General features: G+C 61.4%; 20 protein-coding genes. 4 read left to right on the top strand and 16 right to left on the bottom strand.

Features of this window, described 5'->3' with window-relative positions:
• Positions 1 to 40: 40 nt before the first annotated feature.
• Both trmB and QWI20_RS18330 read left to right on the top strand, forming a co-directional pair.
• Positions 41 to 754: a tRNA (guanosine(46)-N7)-methyltransferase TrmB gene (gene trmB, locus QWI20_RS18325; RefSeq protein WP_369306667.1), complete on the top strand. Its 714-nt coding sequence runs from the start codon at positions 41 to 43 to the stop codon at positions 752 to 754.
• A gap of 206 nt (positions 755 to 960) precedes the next feature.
• On the top strand, positions 961 to 1,404 hold the full coding sequence (locus QWI20_RS18330; RefSeq protein WP_074892395.1) for a hypothetical protein: 444 nt from the start codon (positions 961 to 963) through the stop codon (positions 1,402 to 1,404).
• 92 nt (positions 1,405 to 1,496) lie between these two features.
• On the opposite strand, the gene QWI20_RS18335 is transcribed toward QWI20_RS18330, so the two are convergent.
• The 8 genes from QWI20_RS18335 to QWI20_RS18370 all read right to left on the bottom strand — a co-directional run bounded on the left by QWI20_RS18335 (position 1,497) and on the right by QWI20_RS18370 (position 7,939).
• Positions 1,497 to 1,820 carry a DUF3392 domain-containing protein gene (locus tag QWI20_RS18335; RefSeq protein ID WP_369306642.1) on the bottom strand — a complete coding sequence of 108 codons (324 nt, stop codon included), beginning with the start codon at positions 1,818 to 1,820 and terminating at the stop codon, positions 1,497 to 1,499.
• A 22-nt stretch (positions 1,821 to 1,842) separates the two neighbouring features.
• Entirely contained in the window at positions 1,843 to 3,057 is a 1,215-nt protein-coding gene (hemW, locus tag QWI20_RS18340; protein WP_369306643.1) for a radical SAM family heme chaperone HemW, read from the bottom strand.
• Positions 3,054 to 3,662 carry an RdgB/HAM1 family non-canonical purine NTP pyrophosphatase gene (gene rdgB, locus QWI20_RS18345; protein WP_369306668.1) on the bottom strand — a complete coding sequence of 203 codons (609 nt, stop codon included), beginning with the start codon at positions 3,660 to 3,662 and terminating at the stop codon, positions 3,054 to 3,056. Before rdgB ends, hemW begins: the two co-directional genes overlap by 4 nt.
• Before the next feature lie 141 nt (positions 3,663 to 3,803).
• Positions 3,804 to 4,424 (bottom strand): methionine biosynthesis protein MetW, encoded by a 621-nt coding sequence (gene metW, locus QWI20_RS18350; protein WP_192172983.1) that lies wholly within the window; start codon positions 4,422 to 4,424, stop codon positions 3,804 to 3,806.
• Positions 4,425 to 4,431: 7 nt separating this feature from the next.
• Positions 4,432 to 5,571, bottom strand: a complete 1,140-nt coding sequence (locus QWI20_RS18355; protein ID WP_369306644.1) for a homoserine O-acetyltransferase — start codon at positions 5,569 to 5,571, stop codon at positions 4,432 to 4,434.
• A 237-nt stretch (positions 5,572 to 5,808) separates the two neighbouring features.
• The gene (locus QWI20_RS18360; protein ID WP_192172981.1) at positions 5,809 to 6,399 is read right to left on the bottom strand and encodes a YggT family protein; all 591 of its coding nucleotides are present in this window, start codon (positions 6,397 to 6,399) and stop codon (positions 5,809 to 5,811) included.
• A 10-nt stretch (positions 6,400 to 6,409) separates the two neighbouring features.
• Entirely contained in the window at positions 6,410 to 7,228 is an 819-nt protein-coding gene (gene proC / locus QWI20_RS18365) for a pyrroline-5-carboxylate reductase (protein ID WP_369306645.1), read from the bottom strand.
• Positions 7,229 to 7,252: 24 nt separating this feature from the next.
• On the bottom strand, positions 7,253 to 7,939 hold the full coding sequence (locus QWI20_RS18370; RefSeq protein WP_369306646.1) for a YggS family pyridoxal phosphate-dependent enzyme: 687 nt from the start codon (positions 7,937 to 7,939) through the stop codon (positions 7,253 to 7,255).
• 54 nt (positions 7,940 to 7,993) lie between these two features.
• On the opposite strand from QWI20_RS18370, the gene QWI20_RS18375 reads away from it, so the two are divergent.
• Positions 7,994 to 9,028 carry a type IV pilus twitching motility protein PilT gene (locus QWI20_RS18375; RefSeq protein WP_369306647.1) on the top strand — a complete coding sequence of 345 codons (1,035 nt, stop codon included), beginning with the start codon at positions 7,994 to 7,996 and terminating at the stop codon, positions 9,026 to 9,028.
• Between the two features lie 71 nt (positions 9,029 to 9,099).
• Here the strand turns inward: QWI20_RS18375 and QWI20_RS18380 are convergent, their stop codons facing one another.
• On the bottom strand, positions 9,100 to 9,831 hold the full coding sequence (locus tag QWI20_RS18380; protein WP_133775605.1) for a C40 family peptidase: 732 nt from the start codon (positions 9,829 to 9,831) through the stop codon (positions 9,100 to 9,102).
• 250 nt (positions 9,832 to 10,081) lie between these two features.
• Between QWI20_RS18380 and QWI20_RS18385 the strand changes: the two genes are divergently transcribed.
• On the top strand, positions 10,082 to 10,498 hold the full coding sequence (locus QWI20_RS18385) for an NINE protein (protein ID WP_369306648.1): 417 nt from the start codon (positions 10,082 to 10,084) through the stop codon (positions 10,496 to 10,498).
• Between the two features lie 347 nt (positions 10,499 to 10,845).
• Here QWI20_RS18385 and QWI20_RS18390 read toward each other — a convergent pair whose 3' ends face one another.
• From QWI20_RS18390 to gshB, 7 genes are all read right to left on the bottom strand, one after another.
• A complete protein-coding gene (locus tag QWI20_RS18390) occupies positions 10,846 to 12,117 on the bottom strand; it encodes a dihydroorotase (protein ID WP_369306649.1) in 1,272 nt (423 codons plus the stop codon).
• On the bottom strand, positions 12,114 to 13,118 hold the full coding sequence (locus QWI20_RS18395) for an aspartate carbamoyltransferase catalytic subunit (RefSeq protein WP_192135527.1): 1,005 nt from the start codon (positions 13,116 to 13,118) through the stop codon (positions 12,114 to 12,116). The genes QWI20_RS18390 and QWI20_RS18395 overlap by 4 nt, the downstream gene beginning before the upstream one ends.
• A gap of 12 nt (positions 13,119 to 13,130) precedes the next feature.
• Entirely contained in the window at positions 13,131 to 13,652 is a 522-nt protein-coding gene (gene pyrR / locus QWI20_RS18400; RefSeq protein ID WP_172610020.1) for a bifunctional pyr operon transcriptional regulator/uracil phosphoribosyltransferase PyrR, read from the bottom strand.
• A gap of 76 nt (positions 13,653 to 13,728) precedes the next feature.
• Positions 13,729 to 14,166: a Holliday junction resolvase RuvX gene (gene ruvX, locus QWI20_RS18405; RefSeq protein WP_369306650.1), complete on the bottom strand. Its 438-nt coding sequence runs from the start codon at positions 14,164 to 14,166 to the stop codon at positions 13,729 to 13,731.
• Positions 14,166 to 14,735, bottom strand: a complete 570-nt coding sequence (locus tag QWI20_RS18410) for a YqgE/AlgH family protein (protein WP_369306651.1) — start codon at positions 14,733 to 14,735, stop codon at positions 14,166 to 14,168. The genes ruvX and QWI20_RS18410 overlap by 1 nt, the downstream gene beginning before the upstream one ends.
• Positions 14,736 to 14,999: 264 nt before the next feature.
• On the bottom strand, positions 15,000 to 15,902 hold the full coding sequence (locus tag QWI20_RS18415) for an energy transducer TonB (RefSeq protein WP_369306652.1): 903 nt from the start codon (positions 15,900 to 15,902) through the stop codon (positions 15,000 to 15,002).
• 366 nt (positions 15,903 to 16,268) lie between these two features.
• On the bottom strand, positions 16,269 to 17,225 hold the full coding sequence (gshB, locus tag QWI20_RS18420) for a glutathione synthase (protein WP_122536406.1): 957 nt from the start codon (positions 17,223 to 17,225) through the stop codon (positions 16,269 to 16,271).
• Positions 17,226 to 17,439 lie beyond the last annotated feature (214 nt).

Consider the following 17,439-nt stretch of genomic DNA (forward strand, 5'->3'; position numbering starts at 1 on the left):
TGATTCGCAAACGCCCGACCCACTTCCGGACGATGAAGTGATGAACGACGAAAACACCAAAGCCCAACGCGATGACAGCCACCATCGGCGCATCAAGAGCTTCGTGATGCGCGCCGGTCGCATGACCGAAGGCCAGCAGCGCGGCCTGGATCAGGGCAAGGAGCTGTTCGTGCTGCCGCTGGCGGACGCCCCGGTGGATTTTGATCAGGTGTTTGGCCGTTCGGCCCCGCGCACCCTCGAAATCGGCTTCGGCATGGGGCACTCGCTGCTGGAAATGGCCGCCGCCGCGCCGGAGCAGGACTTCATCGGCGTGGAAGTGCACCGTCCGGGCGTTGGCGCTTTGCTCAACGGCGTGCTGACCCAGGGGCTCACCAACCTGCGCGTTTACGATTGCGATGCGATCGAAGTGCTCAACCGTTGTGTGGCTGACAACAGCCTGGACCGGCTGATGCTGTTCTTCCCGGATCCCTGGCACAAGTCGCGCCATCACAAGCGCCGCATCGTCCAGGCCGAATTTGCCGAGCTGGTACGCACCAAGCTGAAGCCGGGCGGCGTGCTGCACATGGCGACCGACTGGGAACCCTATGCCGAATACATGCTGGAAGTGATGAACGTGGCGCCGGGTTACCGCAACCTGGCCGAAGACGGCAAATGCGTTCCGCGCCCTGCGGAACGTCCGATCACCAAGTTCGAGCGCCGTGGCGAACGCCTTGGTCACGGGGTTTGGGATCTGAAGTTCGAGAAGCTGGCCTGATCACTTCTCGACCAGGAGCGGCCCAATAGCGGCCGCTTACGAGTTTACACAGCACATTTCAGCCGCTATTTGCCTTGTATGACGAACCCTTCGATTTCTTCCTAAGAAGGCTACAAGGTCTTCAGAATCGTCCGACATCCATTTTCAGTTCTGATCTTCATAGTCCCCGCCGTTGCATATATCAATATTGATGACGAGGAATGAAGATGAACAAGTTTTGGCAAATGGCTGCGATCGCCACGCTGATTGCGACCACCAGCGGCTGTGTCAGCTATAACGTCAGCCAGCCAAGCGCTTCGCTGTCCGGCGACGTGAAGACTGATCTGAAGGCTGACGTCAAAGTCGGTGAAGCCATCAGCGGCGAGTCGTCCACCAATGTTCTGTTCGGTTGGTTGAACATCGGCGGCGACACGCAGTTTGCGGACGGCGTGACCTACGGCGGCGCGAGCGGTGGTGGCGGCATCGGCCTGCCTCTGCCGGACCCGATCTCCTCCACCAAGGCCGCCGCAGCGTTCAAGGCCGTCAAATCGTCCGGTTCCGACCTGATCGTGGCGCCGCGTTACGAAGTCACCGTCAACGATTACTTCATCTTCAAGCAAGTGAACGTGAAAGTGACCGGCAACAAAGGCAGCATCCAGAGCATCCGCTGATGGGCTGATCGCACTCGGCAACCGCGGAGTGTGATTCTTGAGAGCGCCCTTCCCGCCATCGCGGGCAAGGGCGCTTTTGCATTTCCGGTCGGTTATTTCCGATCGGCCACTACCCCGATCAACATCAGCACTACCACCAGTACCGGTGCCAGGCTGTAGTTGTTGAACTGGCTCAGTGCGCGCACGACCCACGGCGTGGCGTAAATCAGCGCAGCGCCACTGCCGACGGTGCAGAGCAGCGCCATGATCGGAATGCGCAGGGCGCCGGCAAAGCCGCCGATGCGGCCTTCGATCCAGCCCTTAATGTCAGTTCCGAACAGAATCAGCAGACAGCCCACCAGTGCCAGGGCGATTTCCGACAAATTGCTGCGACTCCAGCGCGACACGGTGGCCAGCAAGTCGAGTACGAATTCCATTCAGTGTCCTTAGTGTTGAGCCTTACAGAAGAAAGTGCTGCAGCAGGTCGTTGAGGAATAACTGGCCGCGAGCGGTCGCCACCAGCCGTGACGGATCGGTCTCCAGCAACCCGCGTTGTTCCGCCTCAAGGCGGGCGCTGGCAAGCGAATCGACGCTTAGACCGGTGCGGCGCTGAAATAACGCAGCGTCCACGCCTTTTGTCAGGCGCAGGGCGTTCATCAAAAATTCAAACGGCATCTCATCCAGTGGCAGCAGCTTTTCGCCAGCCTGATAGGCCTTGGCCGGATTGAGGTAATCCTTGGGCAGCCGGGTTTTCCAGGTGCGAATGATGCGCCCGTCCGGGTGGCTGAGCTTGCCATGGGCACCCGCGCCGATCCCGATGAAATCCCCGAAGCTCCAGTAATTCAGGTTATGCCGCGCTTCGCGTCCCGGCTGCGCGTAGGCCGACACTTCGTATTGGCCGTAGCCGTTTTCCCGAAGGAGGGTCTGACCGGCCTCTTGAATATCCCAGAGGATGTCGTCTTCCGGCAGCGTAGGCGGCTGATTCCAGAAGACTGTATTCGGTTCGAGGGTCAGCTGATACCAGGACAGGTGCGTCGGTGCGAGGGCGATGGCCTGCCGCAGATCGCCGAGGGCGTCTTCCTGGGACTGATCCGGCAAGCCATGCATGAGGTCCAGATTGAAGTTGTCGAAACCCGCCTGACGGGCCATGTCCGCCGCACGCACGGCCTCATCACCGTTATGGATACGCCCGAGCGCCTTGAGCTTGGCCTCCTGAAAACTCTGGATGCCGATGGAAAGACGATTGATGCCCAGGCCGCGATAGGCGCTGAATTTCACCTGCTCGAAGGTGCCGGGGTTGGCTTCCAGCGTGATCTCGATGTCTGGGGCGAAGCGGATGCGTTGTTCCACGCCGCGCAGCAAGCGGCCAAGCGCATCGGCGCTAAAGAGGCTGGGCGTGCCACCGCCGAAGAAGATTGTGCTCAGCTCGCGGCCGTAGACGTGGGGCAGGTCCTGGTCGAGATCGGCCAGTAGCGCGTCGACGTATTCGTCCTCCGGCAACACCGGGCTTGCCGTATGGGAGTTGAAATCGCAGTACGGGCATTTGCGCACGCACCACGGGATATGGATGTACAGCGACAGCGGCGGAAGCTCGGTGAGCGGAGCCCGCGGCTGCTCTGAAGTGAAGCCGGCCGCGCCCAGTATCAGCGGCCGGGTCGTGGAATCCTGAGTCATTGTTGATCAGGGCTCAGCCCCAGACGCTGACGCAGGATGGCCATCGCGCGGGCGCGGTGGCTGATCTGGTTCTTGTCGGCCGGGGTGAGTTCGGCGCTTGAACAGTTGCGCTCCGGCACCCAGAACAGCGGGTCATAACCAAAGCCGTGTTCGCCGCTGGCGGCGGTGAGGATGCGCCCGTGCCACAGGCCTTCGCACAAAATTGGCAGCGGGTCGTCGGCGTGGCGTACCAGTGCCAGAACGCAGACGAACTGGGCGCCGCGTTGTTCGGTGGGGACATCCTTGAGCGCATCCAGCAGTTTGGCATTGTTCGCCGCATCGCCCTGGCCGTCAGCGTAACGCGCGGAGTAGATGCCCGGCGCACCGCCCAGATAATCAACGGCCAGCCCGGAATCATCGGCCAGCGCCGGAAGGCCGGAAATGCGCGCGGCATTGCGCGCCTTGAGGATGGCGTTCTCGACGAACGACAGCCCGGTTTCTTCGGGCTCCACGGTGCTGAACTCGCCGATCGAGCGCAGCTGTACGCTGGCGCCGAGCATGGCCTGAAGTTCTTTGAGTTTGCCGGCGTTATGGCTGGCCAGTACAAGCTGGGTGAGATTCATGATGAGTCCGTATAAATCGGCTGCGTGAAAACTGCTGCGTTTAAATCCGCTGATTGAAGCTGAGCCCGTTGCGTTGCTGTCGCCCGCTTTCTTCACTTGGGTGCTAACGCTGGCTGGCAGGGCTTTACTGCCCTGCGGCACCGGTCACACGGCTATCTGATGGTCCTGCAAGCCCGGGCTGCTGACGCGATAGATGCCGATTTCACCCAACAGGTTAGGCCAAAGCTTGCTGGCCCAGCCGTGCCGGTGCTGTTGATCGACCGCGAGCCGATCAATGACCTTCGCCGAGCGACCGCGGCACAGTTCTTCGAAATCTTCGAAGGTGCAGAAGTGGATGTTCGGCGTGTTGTACCACGTGTACGGCAGGAACTCGGAAACCGGCATGCGCCCTTTGCTCGCCAGGTACCATCGGCAGCGCCAGTGCCCGAAGTTGGGGAAGGTGATGATGCACTGTCGGCCCACGCGCAGCATTTCATCGAGGATGCGGTCCGGGTAGTGCACGGCCTGAAGCGCCTGGGTCATCACCACGACATCGAAACTGTTGCTGGCGAAGTTGCCCAGCCCCTTGTCCAGATCCTGTTCGATGACGTTGACGCCCCGCGCTACGCAGCGGGCGATGTTGTCGGCGTCATTTTCCAGGCCATAGCCCGTCACTTGTTTGTGCTGCTGCAGCCAGGACAGCAATTCGCCGTCGCCGCAGCCGAGGTCGAGCACACGGCTGCCAGCCGGTATCCAGTCTTGGATGATGTCCAGGTCGGCTCTCATGATGTCCTCAGAGTGCAATTCGGTTCATGTAGCTGGAGAAGGCCTGCAAGTAGCGCGGGATCGGGATCAGGAAGGCGTCGTGGCCCTGGGGCGCATCGATTTCCAGATAACAGACGTCCTTTTTCGCCGCCATCAGCGCATCGACCAGTTCCCGCGAGCGGGCCGGGGAGAAGCGCCAGTCGGTGGTAAACGACATCACGCAGAACCTGGCGCTGGCATTGGCGAAGGTGGCGGCGAGGTTGTCGTTGAAGTTGGCGGCCGGATCGAAGTAGTCCAGCGCTTTGGTCATCAACAGGTAGGTGTTGGCGTCGAAACGCCCGGAAAACTCCTCGCCCTGATAACGCAGATAGCTCTCGACCTGAAACTCGACACTGTGGAAGTCGTAGTTGAGGTTTTCGTTCTTCAGGCCCCGGCCGAATTTCTCACCCATCGAGTCATCCGACAGGTAAGTGATGTGCCCGACCATGCGCGCCAGCATCAGGCCGCGCTTGGGGATCACGCCATGTTCCTGAAACGAGCCGCCGTGGAATTCCGGGTCCGTCAGGATCGCCTGCCGCGCGACTTCGTTGAACGCGATGTTCTGCGCCGACAACTTGGGCGCGGAGGCAATCGCCAGACAGTGCCGCACGCGCTCGGGGTAGGTGATCGTCCATTGCAGCGCCTGCATGCCGCCCAGGCTGCCGCCGACGATGGCGGCCCATTGATCGACGCCCAGCCGGTCGGCCAGACGCGCCTGGCTGTGCACCCAGTCTTCGACCGTCAACACCGGGAAGTCGGCGCCGAAGGGCCTGCCGGTTTCCGGGTTGAGGCTGCTGGGGCCGGTGGAGCCGTTGCAGCCGCCGAGGTTGTTCAGGCTGACGACGAAGAACCTGTTGGTGTCGATGGGTTTGCCGGGGCCGATGCAGCTGTCCCACCAGCCGGGCTTGCGGTCTTCGACGCTGTGATAACCCGCCGCGTGGTGATGACCCGACAGCGCGTGGCAGATGAGCACCGCGTTGCTTTTGGCGGCGTTGAGCTGACCGTAGGTTTCGTAGATGAGGTCGTAGGCAGGCAACGAGCGACCGCAGGCCAAGGCCAGCGGCTCATTGAAATGCGCCGTTTGCGGCGTGACTAGACCGACAGAATCTTTGGGAAAGACCGTGGACATCGACCTGCTCTCGCTGAAATGAGGCGTAAGTCTAAAGATCGCGCGGGGGTGCGGCAACAAAGTAAATGGCTGATTTCGCGGAGGGTGACGCTTTGGATTTTTGCCGGCGCGACATTCATCAGACTGGGAAAAAGGCGACGGCTGCTGGCGCCGTCGCCCCAAGATCTAAAGCTTCCCGGCTGAAGCCGGTCCTACTGTCAGAGTTACCGCGTTCTCATTGGCTGCATGCGGCGGCAGTCAGATCAACCGCCACAGCTCTTGCGGCATGCCGGCGTAGGCCGCCAGTTCAGGCATGACGTAGGACTGCAGCACCTGGATCGCCAAAAAGGCGAAGATCGGCGAGATGTCCATGCCGCCCAGGTTGGGGATGATGCGACGGAACGGCGCCAGGATCGGCTCGCTGATCTGATAGGCGAGCTCGGCGGCCGGGTTGTGGCTGCCCGGAGCAATCCACGACACGATAACCATGATGATCATCGCGACCCAGAAGATCTTCAGCAGCAGCGACGTGATGCCGATGATCGACCACATCAACAGGTGCGGGATATCGCCGATGGTGCCGTAGGTCATCATCAGTACGAAGGCCATCAACAGCGCCTGAATGACGATCGCCAGCAGCAGCGAGGAAGTATCGAGCCCGAAGACGCTCGGCACGATGCGCCGGATAGGCTTGAGCAACGGCTGGGTCGCACGGACGGCGAACTGGCAGAGCGGGTTGTAAAAATTGGCTTTGACCAGCTGCAGCACGAAGCGCAGCAGAACGATGGTCAGGTACAGGCTGATGAGCGTCTGGATGACGAAAATCGTGGCGCCGGTGAGTGCATTCATGAGTGGTTCCTTATTTGCCCAGCTGTTCGGCGAGTTCGGCGGAGCGATGTGCAGCGGCGCCCAGCGCCTTCTCCACTATTGCTTCGAAGCCATCGGCCTGAAACGATTTGATGGCCGCTTCGGTGGTGCCCGCAGGCGAGGTCACACGGCGACGCAGTTCAGCGGCATCGACGTCGCTGCCGGTCGCCATAAGCGCGGCGCCCAGCGCGGTTTGCAGGGTGAGCTTGCTGGCAACGTCAGCCGGCAGGCCGAGTTTGACGCCTGCGGCCGTCATGGCTTCGATCAACAGAAAGAAATACGCCGGGCCGCTGCCCGACACCGCCGTTACGGCGTCGATGTGGGCTTCTTCATCGACCCACAGTGCAATCCCGACCGCCGACAGCAGCGTCTCGGCCTGCTCGCGCTGGGCCGGGGTGACATCCGCCGTGGCGTACAAGCCGCTGACGCCCTGGCGCAACAGCGCCGGGGTATTCGGCATGCAGCGCACGAGGGGCTGCTCGCCCAGCCACGCCCGCATGCTGGCGCAGGTAATCCCGGCGGCGATGGATACGATCAGTTGATGCGGTTTGAGCGCCGGCTTCAGCGCTTCGCACACGGCTTTCATCATTTGCGGCTTGACCGCCAACAGCACCACATCGGCGCCTTCAATGGCCTCGGCGTTGTCGGCGACCACCTTGATGCCGTGTTCTTTTGCCACGCGCTCGCGGGTTTCTGCGCCCGGGTCACTGGCGCGAATCAGCTCAGCGTCGACGCCCTGGGCGCGCATGCCGCCAATCAGGCTGGCGGCCATGTTGCCGGCGCCGATGAACGCGATACGGGTTTTGCTCATGAACGGTTTCCTGTGGGGCAAAGGTTAAGGCTGCCCGTAATTGCGGGCGCCAAAGAGGGCAGTGCCAATCCGCACCCAGGTCGCGCCTTGTGCGATGGCGGCTTCGAGGTCGTGGCTCATGCCCATGGAGAGCGTGTCCAGCGGCAGGCCCAGTTGCGCCTGCAGCGTGCTGACGGCTGCGAACGAAGCGTTCTGTTCGTCGCGGTCATCGGTGGGTTCGGGTATGGCCATCAGGCCGCGCAATTTCAGATGGGGCAGCGCGTTGATGGCCTGGGCCAGTGCGGGCAGGTCTTCAGGGCTGCAGCCTGACTTGCTGGCCTCGCCACTGACGTTGACCTGAATGCAGATGTTGAGCGGTGGCAGTTCTGGCGGACGCTGTTCGGACAGCCGTTGCGCGATTTTCAGACGGTCCACGGAATGCACCCAGGCAAAGTGCTCGGCGATGGCGCGAGTCTTGTTGGACTGGATGGGGCCGATGAAATGCCAGATCAAGGGCAGGTCACTCAATTCGGCCTGTTTGCCGAGGGCTTCCTGGAGGTAATTCTCGCCAAAATCGCGGAGGCCGGCATCGTAGGCTTCCCGCAGATCACTCGCCGGCTTGGTCTTGCTTACCGCCAACAGGCCGACAGACGCCGGGTCGCGCTGTACCGCTTGCGCCGCGCTACGAATTCGCTCGGCGAGCGTTGAAATGTTCTCTGCTATCGTGGACATTGATTTGCGCCAGCAGGGCTAAAGTCTGCGGCATTCTATGTGATGAGGAGCTGTATGGATATTACCGAGCTGCTGGCCTTCAGTGCCAAGCAAGGCGCGTCGGACTTGCATCTCTCTGCCGGCCTGCCGCCGATGATCCGCGTCGATGGCGATGTGCGGCGGATCAACCTGCCCGCACTGGACCAGAAAGAGGTTCAGGGGCTGATCTACGACATCATGAATGACAAGCAGCGCAAGGACTTCGAGGAAGATCTGGAGACAGACTTCTCCTTCGAAGTGCCGGGCGTGGCGCGCTTCCGGGTCAACGCGTTCAACCAGAATCGCGGCGCGGGCGCCGTGTTCAGGACCATTCCATCCAAGGTCCTGAGCATGGAAGAGCTGGGCATGGGCGAAGTGTTTCGCAAGATTACCGACGTGCCGCGCGGCCTGGTTCTGGTCACCGGTCCCACCGGCTCGGGCAAGTCGACCACGCTGGCCGCCATGGTCGATTACCTGAACAGCAACAAGCACCACCACATTCTCACCATCGAAGACCCGATCGAGTTCGTACACGAGTCCAAGAAAAGCCTGATCAACCAGCGCGAAGTCCACCGCGACACCCACGGCTTCGCGGAAGCGTTGCGTTCGGCGCTGCGGGAAGACCCTGACGTGATTCTGGTGGGTGAGCTGCGCGACCTGGAAACCATTCGCCTGGCGCTGACGGCGGCAGAAACCGGCCACTTGGTGTTCGGCACGCTGCACACCACGTCTGCGGCCAAGAGCATCGACCGTATCGTTGACGTGTTCCCGGCGCAGGAGAAGTCGATGATCCGCTCGATGCTCTCCGAGTCGCTCCACGCCATCGTGTCTCAGGCGCTGCTGAAGAAGGTCGGTGGAGGGCGGGTCGCGGCCCACGAGATCATGATCGGCACGTCGGCGATTCGTAACCTGATCCGCGAGAACAAGGTGGCGCAGATGTATTCGTCGATTCAGACCGGGGGGGCGCTGGGGATGCAGACGCTGGACATGTGCCTGAAGGACCTGATCAGCAAGGGGCTGATCACGCGCGAGAGTGCGCGGGAGAAAGCGAAGACGCCTGATAACTTCTGATCAGAAGTGCAAACGACTGTGGGGAGCGAATGAATTCGCTCCCCACAGTGTTTTCCAGACGGCTTGTGCGATCAGCGCTGGGCGATGCGCACGGTGCCTTTCTGACTCGGCGGCTGCTTTGGCAGCACACGCTTGGCGACGACGTAATGGCTGTCCCAGTACGGCTTCTTCAGCGTATCGATCGTCACGGATTTGCCACGGCGTGGCGCGTGAACGAAACGGTCGTTGCCGAGGTAGATCGCAACATGATTAACCGTGCGGCTCTTGATGTTGAAGAACAGCAAGTCGCCCGGCTTCAAATCCTTGCGGTCTACCTTCTGCCCGTGACCTTCGGCCATGGCGTTGGAGGTGCGCGGCAAATCGACTTCGCTCACGTCGTTGAAGGCATATTTCACCAGTCCGCTGCAGTCGAACCCTTTTGTTGGGCTGGTGCCGCCCCAACGATAAGGTGTACCGATGGCGTTAACGGCCCGGTTGACCACGGTGCTGCTCTGTTTGGTACCCATCTGCGCCGTGTTGGCCAGGGCGACAGTGTTTTGCGAAATCTTGCGAGTGCTGCGGGAGGGTTTCCCCTTAACAGCTTTGGCTCGCTTGCCAGAGGTCTCGAGTGGAGTAGCCGTCTGTTCCAGTGCAGCCATTGCAGCCCGTTGAGCAGCGATGTTGCGTGAAACGGATTCCGGCGACTCGGACCTGGCAGTGAAACCGGTGAAGCTCGGTGGAAGCGTTTGCTCACGATTGGTGGCGTGGGCGGCCAGTGGCATAAATAGACAAATAGTCAGCCATGTCTTGAAAAATGGACGCATTAGGCAGGGCTCTTGTTGGTCAGCGCGCAACTTTATAACAGCTTTTTGCGAAATTCTGAGCCCCCTTGTCGAACAATTTACTGCCCTCAAAGTCAGTTTTGGCTGCAGAATCGTCATCTCACTGTGCTGATCACCTTGCAGAACAAGGGTTTGCACGATTGAAAAGAGGTTCAAGCCATACGTCGGACGGCGTCACGAAAGTCACAAAACTTACGCATATTTTTTTCTATTGCAGCAAGCGAGGTCAACAATGAACACCTATCAACCTGACGTCCAACGTCCGGACACCCACAGCAAGGTCATGGGCTATTTGCTCTGGATTGTGGGATTCACCGGTGCTCACCGTTTTTATTACGGCAAGCCGGTGACCGGTACGATCTGGTTTTTCACACTGGGGCTGCTGGGCATCGGCTGGGTGATCGACTTCTTCCTGATTCCGGCGATGGATCGGGAAGCGGATCTGCGATTCAACGCAGGCTCGACCGATTACAGCCTCGCCTGGATTCTGCTGACCTTTCTAGGTGTGTTCGGTGTGCACCGGATGTATCAGGGCAAATGGATCACCGGGATCATTTACCTGTTCACGGGAGGTCTGGCGCTGCTGGGCGTGCTGTACGACTTCTGGACGCTGAATGACCAGATCTCGGTGAAGAACGCCCGCCGGTAATAGCGGGTGCTTTGGGCTCGTCCGTGGAAGTGAGAAAGGTGACCCCACGATGAGGTGAGTCATCGCTGAAGGCAGGGCGCGACACAAAACCTGTGGGAGCGAGCTTGTTCACGAAGGAGCCGGCACATTCAGCCATTTTCTCTGAGGCTGAAAGTAAGCCTTCGCGAGCAAGCTCGCTCCCACGTCGGCAGCCGTCGACTTGAAATTTGGCCTACCCGCTGGACCTGTGGGAGTGAGCTTGCTCACGAAGGGGCCGGTGTATTCAGCCATTTTCTCTGAGGCTGAAAGTAAGCCTTCGCGAGCAAGCTCGCTCCCACATAATCAACGTCTGCCTGAGGTTGGGCATCTCACCCGTTATAGCTAACTCGCCCATCCACAAACGTGTACTTCACGGCACTTGGCAGGCAATGTCCGAGGAATGGGCAGTTCTCGCCTTTCGACAGCCATTTCTCGCCCGCCACCGTCGACGCGGCAGGGTCGAACAGCACCAGGTCCGCAGGTGAGCCGGCAATCAGCGTTCCGGCCCGCAGGCGCAGCGCAGCGGCCGGACCGGAGCTGAGGCGTGCCAGCAGCGTCGGCAGGTCCAGCAGGCCGTCTTCGACCAGCGTCATCGCCAGTGGCAGCAACAGCTCCACGCTGCTGATGCCCGGCTCGGTCGCGCCAAACGGGGCCAGCTTGGCGTCACGCTCATGGGGCTGGTGATGACTGGAGATCGCCTGCACCACGCCCGACTTCACCGCCTCACGCAATGCGTCGCGGTCTGCACGTGTGCGCAGCGGCGGCTGCACGTGGTACAGGCTCGAGAAGCCGGTCAGCGCCTCGTCGGTCAGGATCAACTGATACAGCGCCACGTCCGCCGTCACCGGCAGGCCTCGCGCCTGCGCCTGGGCAATCAAGGCCACGCCGCGCGCACTGGTCAGTTGCGTGAAATGGGCGCGCACACCGCTTTGCTCGACCAGCAACAGGTCCCGCGCGAGTGCCACTGTTTCAGCCGTTTCCGGAATGCCCGGCAGGCCAAGGAATGCAGCGGTTGGGCCGTCGTGGGCCAGGCCGCCTTCAGCAAGGTCGTGATCCTGGGAATTGAAAATCACGGTCAGATCGAACGTCGCTGCGTATTCGAGCGCGCGGCACAGCGTGCGATTGCTGCGGAAATTCACCATGCCGTTGGTGAACGCCACGCAGCCGGCGTCGCGCAGGGCAATCAGCTCGGCCAGTTGCTCGCCTTCCAGACCCTTGCTCAAGGCGCCGATCGGAAAGACCTTGCTGTGGCCGGCTTCGCGGGCGCGGTCCAGAATCAGCTCGGCAACGGCGGACGTGTCGAGCACCGGTTTTGTACGCGGCGGACAGCACAGGCTGGTGACGCCGCCGGCCGCCGCTGCGCGGGTTTCGCTGGCGATATTGCCTTTGCGGCTGTAACCCGGTTCACGCAACGACACGTTCAGGTCGACCAGTCCGGGGGCGGCGATCAGGCCGGCGGCGTCGATGGTTTCCATAGGGCTGAAGCCGGCAGGCGCCGCACCGAGGGCGAGAACCTTGCCCGCTTCAAGATGGATGTCGGTGACTTGATCCAGACCGCTGACAGGGTCGATGACGCGAGCGCCGAGGATGCTGAACTTCACTGGGCGATCTCCTGCTCGAACTGACGTTGTGCGGTTTGGCCACTCATGGCCATGGACAGAACGGCCATGCGCACGGCAATGCCGTAGGTGACCTGATTGAGGATCACCGAGTGCGCGCCGTCGGCCACGGCTGATTCGATCTCCACGCCGCGGTTGATCGGGCCCGGGTGCATCACGATGGCATCGGGCTTGGCGCCGGCCAGGCGCGCGGTGGTCAGGCCGAACAGCCGGTAGAACTCACCCTCGCTCGGCAGCAGGCCGCCCGACATGCGCTCGCGTTGCAGGCGCAACATGATCACCACGTCGACGTCCTTCAGGCCCTCGGTCAGATCGGTGTACACCTTCACGCCGTATTGCTCGACGCCCACCGGCAGCAGGGTTTTTGGTGCGACCACACGGATGTCCGGGCAGCCCAGCGCCTTGAGCGCGATCATGTTTGAGCGTGCGACGCGGGAATGCAGGATATCGCCGACAATCGCCACCGAAAGATTCTCGAAATTCCCTTTGTGGCGGCGGATGGTCAGCATGTCCAGCATGCCCTGGGTCGGGTGGGCATGACGGCCGTCGCCACCGTTGATGATCGCGACCTGTGGGCTGACATGTTCGGCGATGAAGTGCGCCGCACCGGAGTCACCGTGACGCACGACGAACATGTCGGCGGCCATGGCTTCAAGGTTGCGCAGCGTATCGAACAGCGTCTCGCCCTTGCTGGTCGAGGAGGTCGATACGTTCAGAGTAATGACATCCGCCGACAACCTTTGGGCCGCCAGCTCGAACGTGGTGCGGGTACGTGTCGAGTTTTCGAAGAACACGTTGCACACGGTCTTGCCGCGCAGCAACGGGACCTTCTTCACCGCCCGGGCGCCGACTTCGAGGAACGAGTCGGCGGTGTCGAGGATTTCGGTGAGCAGTTCGCGGGGCAAACCGTCGAGGGAGAGAAAGTGCTGCAGCTGGCCCTGATGGTTCAGTTGCAGCGGGCGCTTGGCGTCGAGAGGCGTCATCGCAAAGGACTCTTAGAGGGCGGCGGAATCGGTGGAAAGGTCTTGCAGTTCGAGCGTCAGCGGCGTTGGCCCGGACAGCTTGACCCGTTCATTCGGCCCCAGTGACAAGGTCGCTCCCGTCACGTTCGGCCGGATCGGCAGGTCAGCGGCGTCCAGATCCAGCAGCGACACCAGGGTCACGCTGGCCGGGCGGCCGTAATCGAACAGTTCGTTGAGCGCCGCACGAATGGTGCGCCCGCTCATCAGCACGTCATCGATCAGCACCAGATGCTGGCCTTCGATCTCGAACGGCAGCTCCGAAGGGCGCACTTGCGGGTGCAGGCCGTTCTGGCTGAAGTCGTCGCGGTAAAAAGAGACGTCCAGCGTGCCCAGCGGCGACTGGATGTTGAGGGCTTCAAGGAGCGCCTGCGCGACCCACACCCCACCGGTGCGAATGCCGATGAAGCGAGGCTCCTGGATGCCGCGTTTGTTCAGGTGCGCGTTGAGATCAATCGCCATCTGGCTGATCAGTTCGGCGGGATTTGGCAGACTCATGGTTGCTCCTTCAGGTGCCCCGGCGTGCGCTGCACGAACGTCCTGGGTAAATCGAATTCGGTTCAGCGTAGATGGATCAAATTTCAAACAGCGCGGTGTTGGCTTCCAGCCAGCTTTGCAACAGCAGCGCTGCGGCGATGGCGTCCACGGGATTGTCCCGGTAGCTGCCATGCTGGCCGCGAGAGGCGCGTTCGCCCTTGGCTTCGAACGTGGTGAGGCGCTCGTCGTGGGTGTAGACCGGCAGGTTGAAGCGGCCATTGAGCTTGCGCGAAAACTTCTCGGCACGGGCGCTCATCTCGCTCGGCGTGCCGTCCATGTTCAGCGGCAGGCCGACGACGATGGCGTCCGGTTTCCATTCGGTGATCAGCGCCTGCACCTTGTCCCAGTCTGGCACGCCGTTCTGCGCTTTCAATGTGCAGAGCTCGCGGGCCTGCCCGGTGATTACCTGGCCGACCGCCACGCCGATCTGTTTGGTGCCGTAGTCGAATCCCAGTAACAGACGCAGTCCGGCCATCAGGCGTGACCCGCCTGACTGGTCAGCAGATTGAGGTTAACGCCCAGTTTGGCGGCAGCGGCGTCGAGGCGATCTTCGCTTTCGACGTCGAAAAGGATCGCCGGGTCGAATGCGCAGTTGAGCCACGCATTGGCGGCGAACTCGGCGTCAAGCTGGCCGGCGTCCCAGCCGGCATAGCCGAGGGTGATCAGATTTTGATCAGGGCCGTAGCCGTCTGCGATGGAGAAGAGGACGTCCTGTGAGGTCGAGAGCGAAATGCCGCCCAGGTCCACGGTCGCCTGGAACACCTGGCCGGAAGGGTGCAGGACAAAGCCGCGATCGGTTTGCACCGGGCCGCCGAGGTGAATGGGGATGTCCTTGCAGCGCGCAGGTGGCGGCAATTCGGGGCGCAGCTGTTCCAGAATGTCTGCCAACGACAGGCTTTGCGGTCGGTTGATGATCAGACCCATGGCGCCATTGGCATTGTGCTCGACGATGTAGGTCAAGGTCTGAGCGAAGTTCTCATCGTGCATGTGGGGCATGGCGATCAGAAACTGGTGTTTGAGGTACGACGGAGAGACGTTTTTCATGAGCCCTAGTGTGGCGTCGCGGGGCTGTTGTGACAACTGGCAGAACCGACTCGCGGGCGGATAAATCGCGACGCAGGTCAGGTTTCATATTGCTGGTGCCCGGGGATGAATCATATTCAAGGGCGAGTGACAGACCTGTGGGAGTGAGCTTGCTCGCGAATGGGCCAGTGCACTCACACAAGATTCAGGGTCTGGACGTCAGCCTTCGCGAGCAAGCTCGCTCCCACAGGGGGACAAAGGCGTCTGCGGTATTGAGGTGCAGGATCAATTACTCGACAGCTTGTCCCCGCGTGCGAATTTCCAGGTGCGGATGATTTCAAGCCGGTCGATATCGGCCAGATCGCCACTGAATGGCGCAAAGGGTGCTGCCAGGCGGACAATCTTCTGCGCCGCCTGATCCAGCAGCGGCTGGCCCGATGACTCCAGAATCAGCACTTCATAGAGTGAACCGTCGCGATTGATCGACACCATCATGCGCAAGCTGCCGTAGATCTGCTTGCGGCGCGCCTCATCCGGGTAATTCAGGTTGCCGATGCGCTCGATCTTCTTGCGCCAGTCTTCTTTGTACCAGGCGCCCTTGTCGCGCATGGTCGAGGCCGCGCTCAGGCGGTGGATCTTCGGACGCTTGGCGTAGGCCTGCTGCTCATCCGCCAGCTCGGCTTCGAGGCTGGCGATTTCGCTGTTCAGCTGCGTGCTGTCGATGGTCGGCGCGACTTTCTTCTGTTCTTCCGGCTTGACCTCATCGCGCTTGGCCACGGTCTTCTGTGGAGACTGGGCTTTCGTGGCGACAGCGGTCTTCGGCGCGTCCTGCTTGATCACCGGTTTGGCGGCAGGCGGTGGCGTGACCTTGTTGATCTGATTGTCTTGATACGGGGCGATTTCGGTGGTCTTGGGCACCGCTTTCTTGTCGAGGGTGCCGCTGCCCTGCTGGTTTTCCTGGGCGAGGAAGTCAGCGTCCTTGGGCTTGGTGTCGCTTCTGAAGGGGGCGAGGGTGATCTCCATGGTCTGGCTGATCTTTTCCGGTTTGACGTAGGTGAAACCGACGCCAAGGATCACCGCCAGATGCACCAGTGCGGCGATCATCAGGGTAAACCCGAGGCGATCGGCAGGGCGCACGCCGGTGCGGGTCAGGGACAGGGGGAGATCATCGTCGACCGCAGCGTTCATCCACGCTCCGGCAGCACATGTGCCAGCATTACTACTCACCTAGCGCAAAAATTCAGGCCGCGCATGATAACGCAATGTCAGGACTGGCTTGGCGTTTGATGTCACCGGGCCGATTAGTGGGCGGTGCCTTTCCCGTTGGGAGCTTGCTCATAAAGACTCACAAAGAGGGCGAAGGTCCTGGCCTCCTCGTGAGCCAGCTCACTCCCACCGGTTCTGCGACTCTCCCAATACATCGAGCAGACGAATATCCTGCGGGAGCGAGCTTGCTCGCGAAGCGGCCTGAGCATCCGCTGAATCCTCGGCGGCTGGGACGCCGCTCGTGAGTAAGGTGGAGCGCCACCCCGGTCACTCCCACAAGGAGCCGGGTTAAGCCCGGGCCTGGAGCTTCTTCTCGATCACATCCATCAACATGCCGCCAATGTCCGTCCCGAACGCGTTATCGATCTCGCGGATGCACGTCGGGCTGGTGACGTTGATCTCGGTCAGGTGCTCGCCAATTACGTCCAGGCCTACAAACAGCAGGCCTTTTTCCCGCAGCGTCGGGCCGATTTCGGCGGCGATCCAGCGATCGCGGTCCGTCAGGGGGCGGGCTTCGCCACGACCGCCAGCGGCCAGGTTGCCTCGGGTTTCGCCGGCGGCCGGGATGCGCGCCAGGCAATACGGCACGGGTTCGCCGTCGACCATCAGAATGCGCTTGTCGCCGTCCTTGATGGCGGGCAGATAGGCCTGCGCCATGATCTGCTCATGACCGTGCTTGGTCAGGGTTTCGAGAATCACCGACAAGTTCGGATCACCGACGCGGTGGCGGAAGATCGACGCGCCGCCCATGCCGTCCAGCGGCTTGAGAATGACATCGCCGTGCTTGGCGGCGAACTCGCGAATGATGTCCGCGCGACGGCTGACCAGCGTGGGCGGCGTGCATTGCGGGAACAGCGTGGCGAACAGCTTCTCGTTGCAGTCACGCAGGCTTTGCGGCTTGTTGACCACCAGGACGCCGGCGCGCTCGGCTTGTTCGAGCAGATAGGTGGAGTAGACGAATTCCATGTCGAACGGCGGATCCTTGCGCATCAGGATCACGTCGAGGTCGTCCAGACCGCTGTCGACTTCTGCCTCCAGCTCGAACCAGTGGGCCGGGTCGGCGAAGACTTTCAGCGGTTTCATGCGGGCGCGGGCCTGGCCGGCGTCCTGATACAGGTCGTGCTGCTCCATATAGAACAACGACCAGCCGCGGGCTTGCGCTGCCAGGAGCATGGCCAGCGAGCTATCCTTTTTATAGGAGATGCGCTCGATGGGGTCCATGACGATTCCCAGGCGAATGCTCATGGGTAATATCCTCTGATCGGTAATGGCCACGACAGGCCGAAAATAGGCGTCAGGGTGGCGCCGCGCCGGCTTTGGGTCAAGGGGCAAGGCTTTATGGATTGACCGTGGAGAGTGTGCTAAAAAGGCTCGGCATCCGGTGTCGCGCCAGCGGTCTTTGGCGCCTCCCGATGATCCCGACCCAAAACCAGATGCCCGGCAGAAGGCAACCCATCTG

The sequence above is a fragment of the Pseudomonas sp. W2-17 genome (genome assembly GCF_041060445.1).
Taxonomy (GTDB): Bacteria; Pseudomonadota; Gammaproteobacteria; order Pseudomonadales; family Pseudomonadaceae; genus Aquipseudomonas.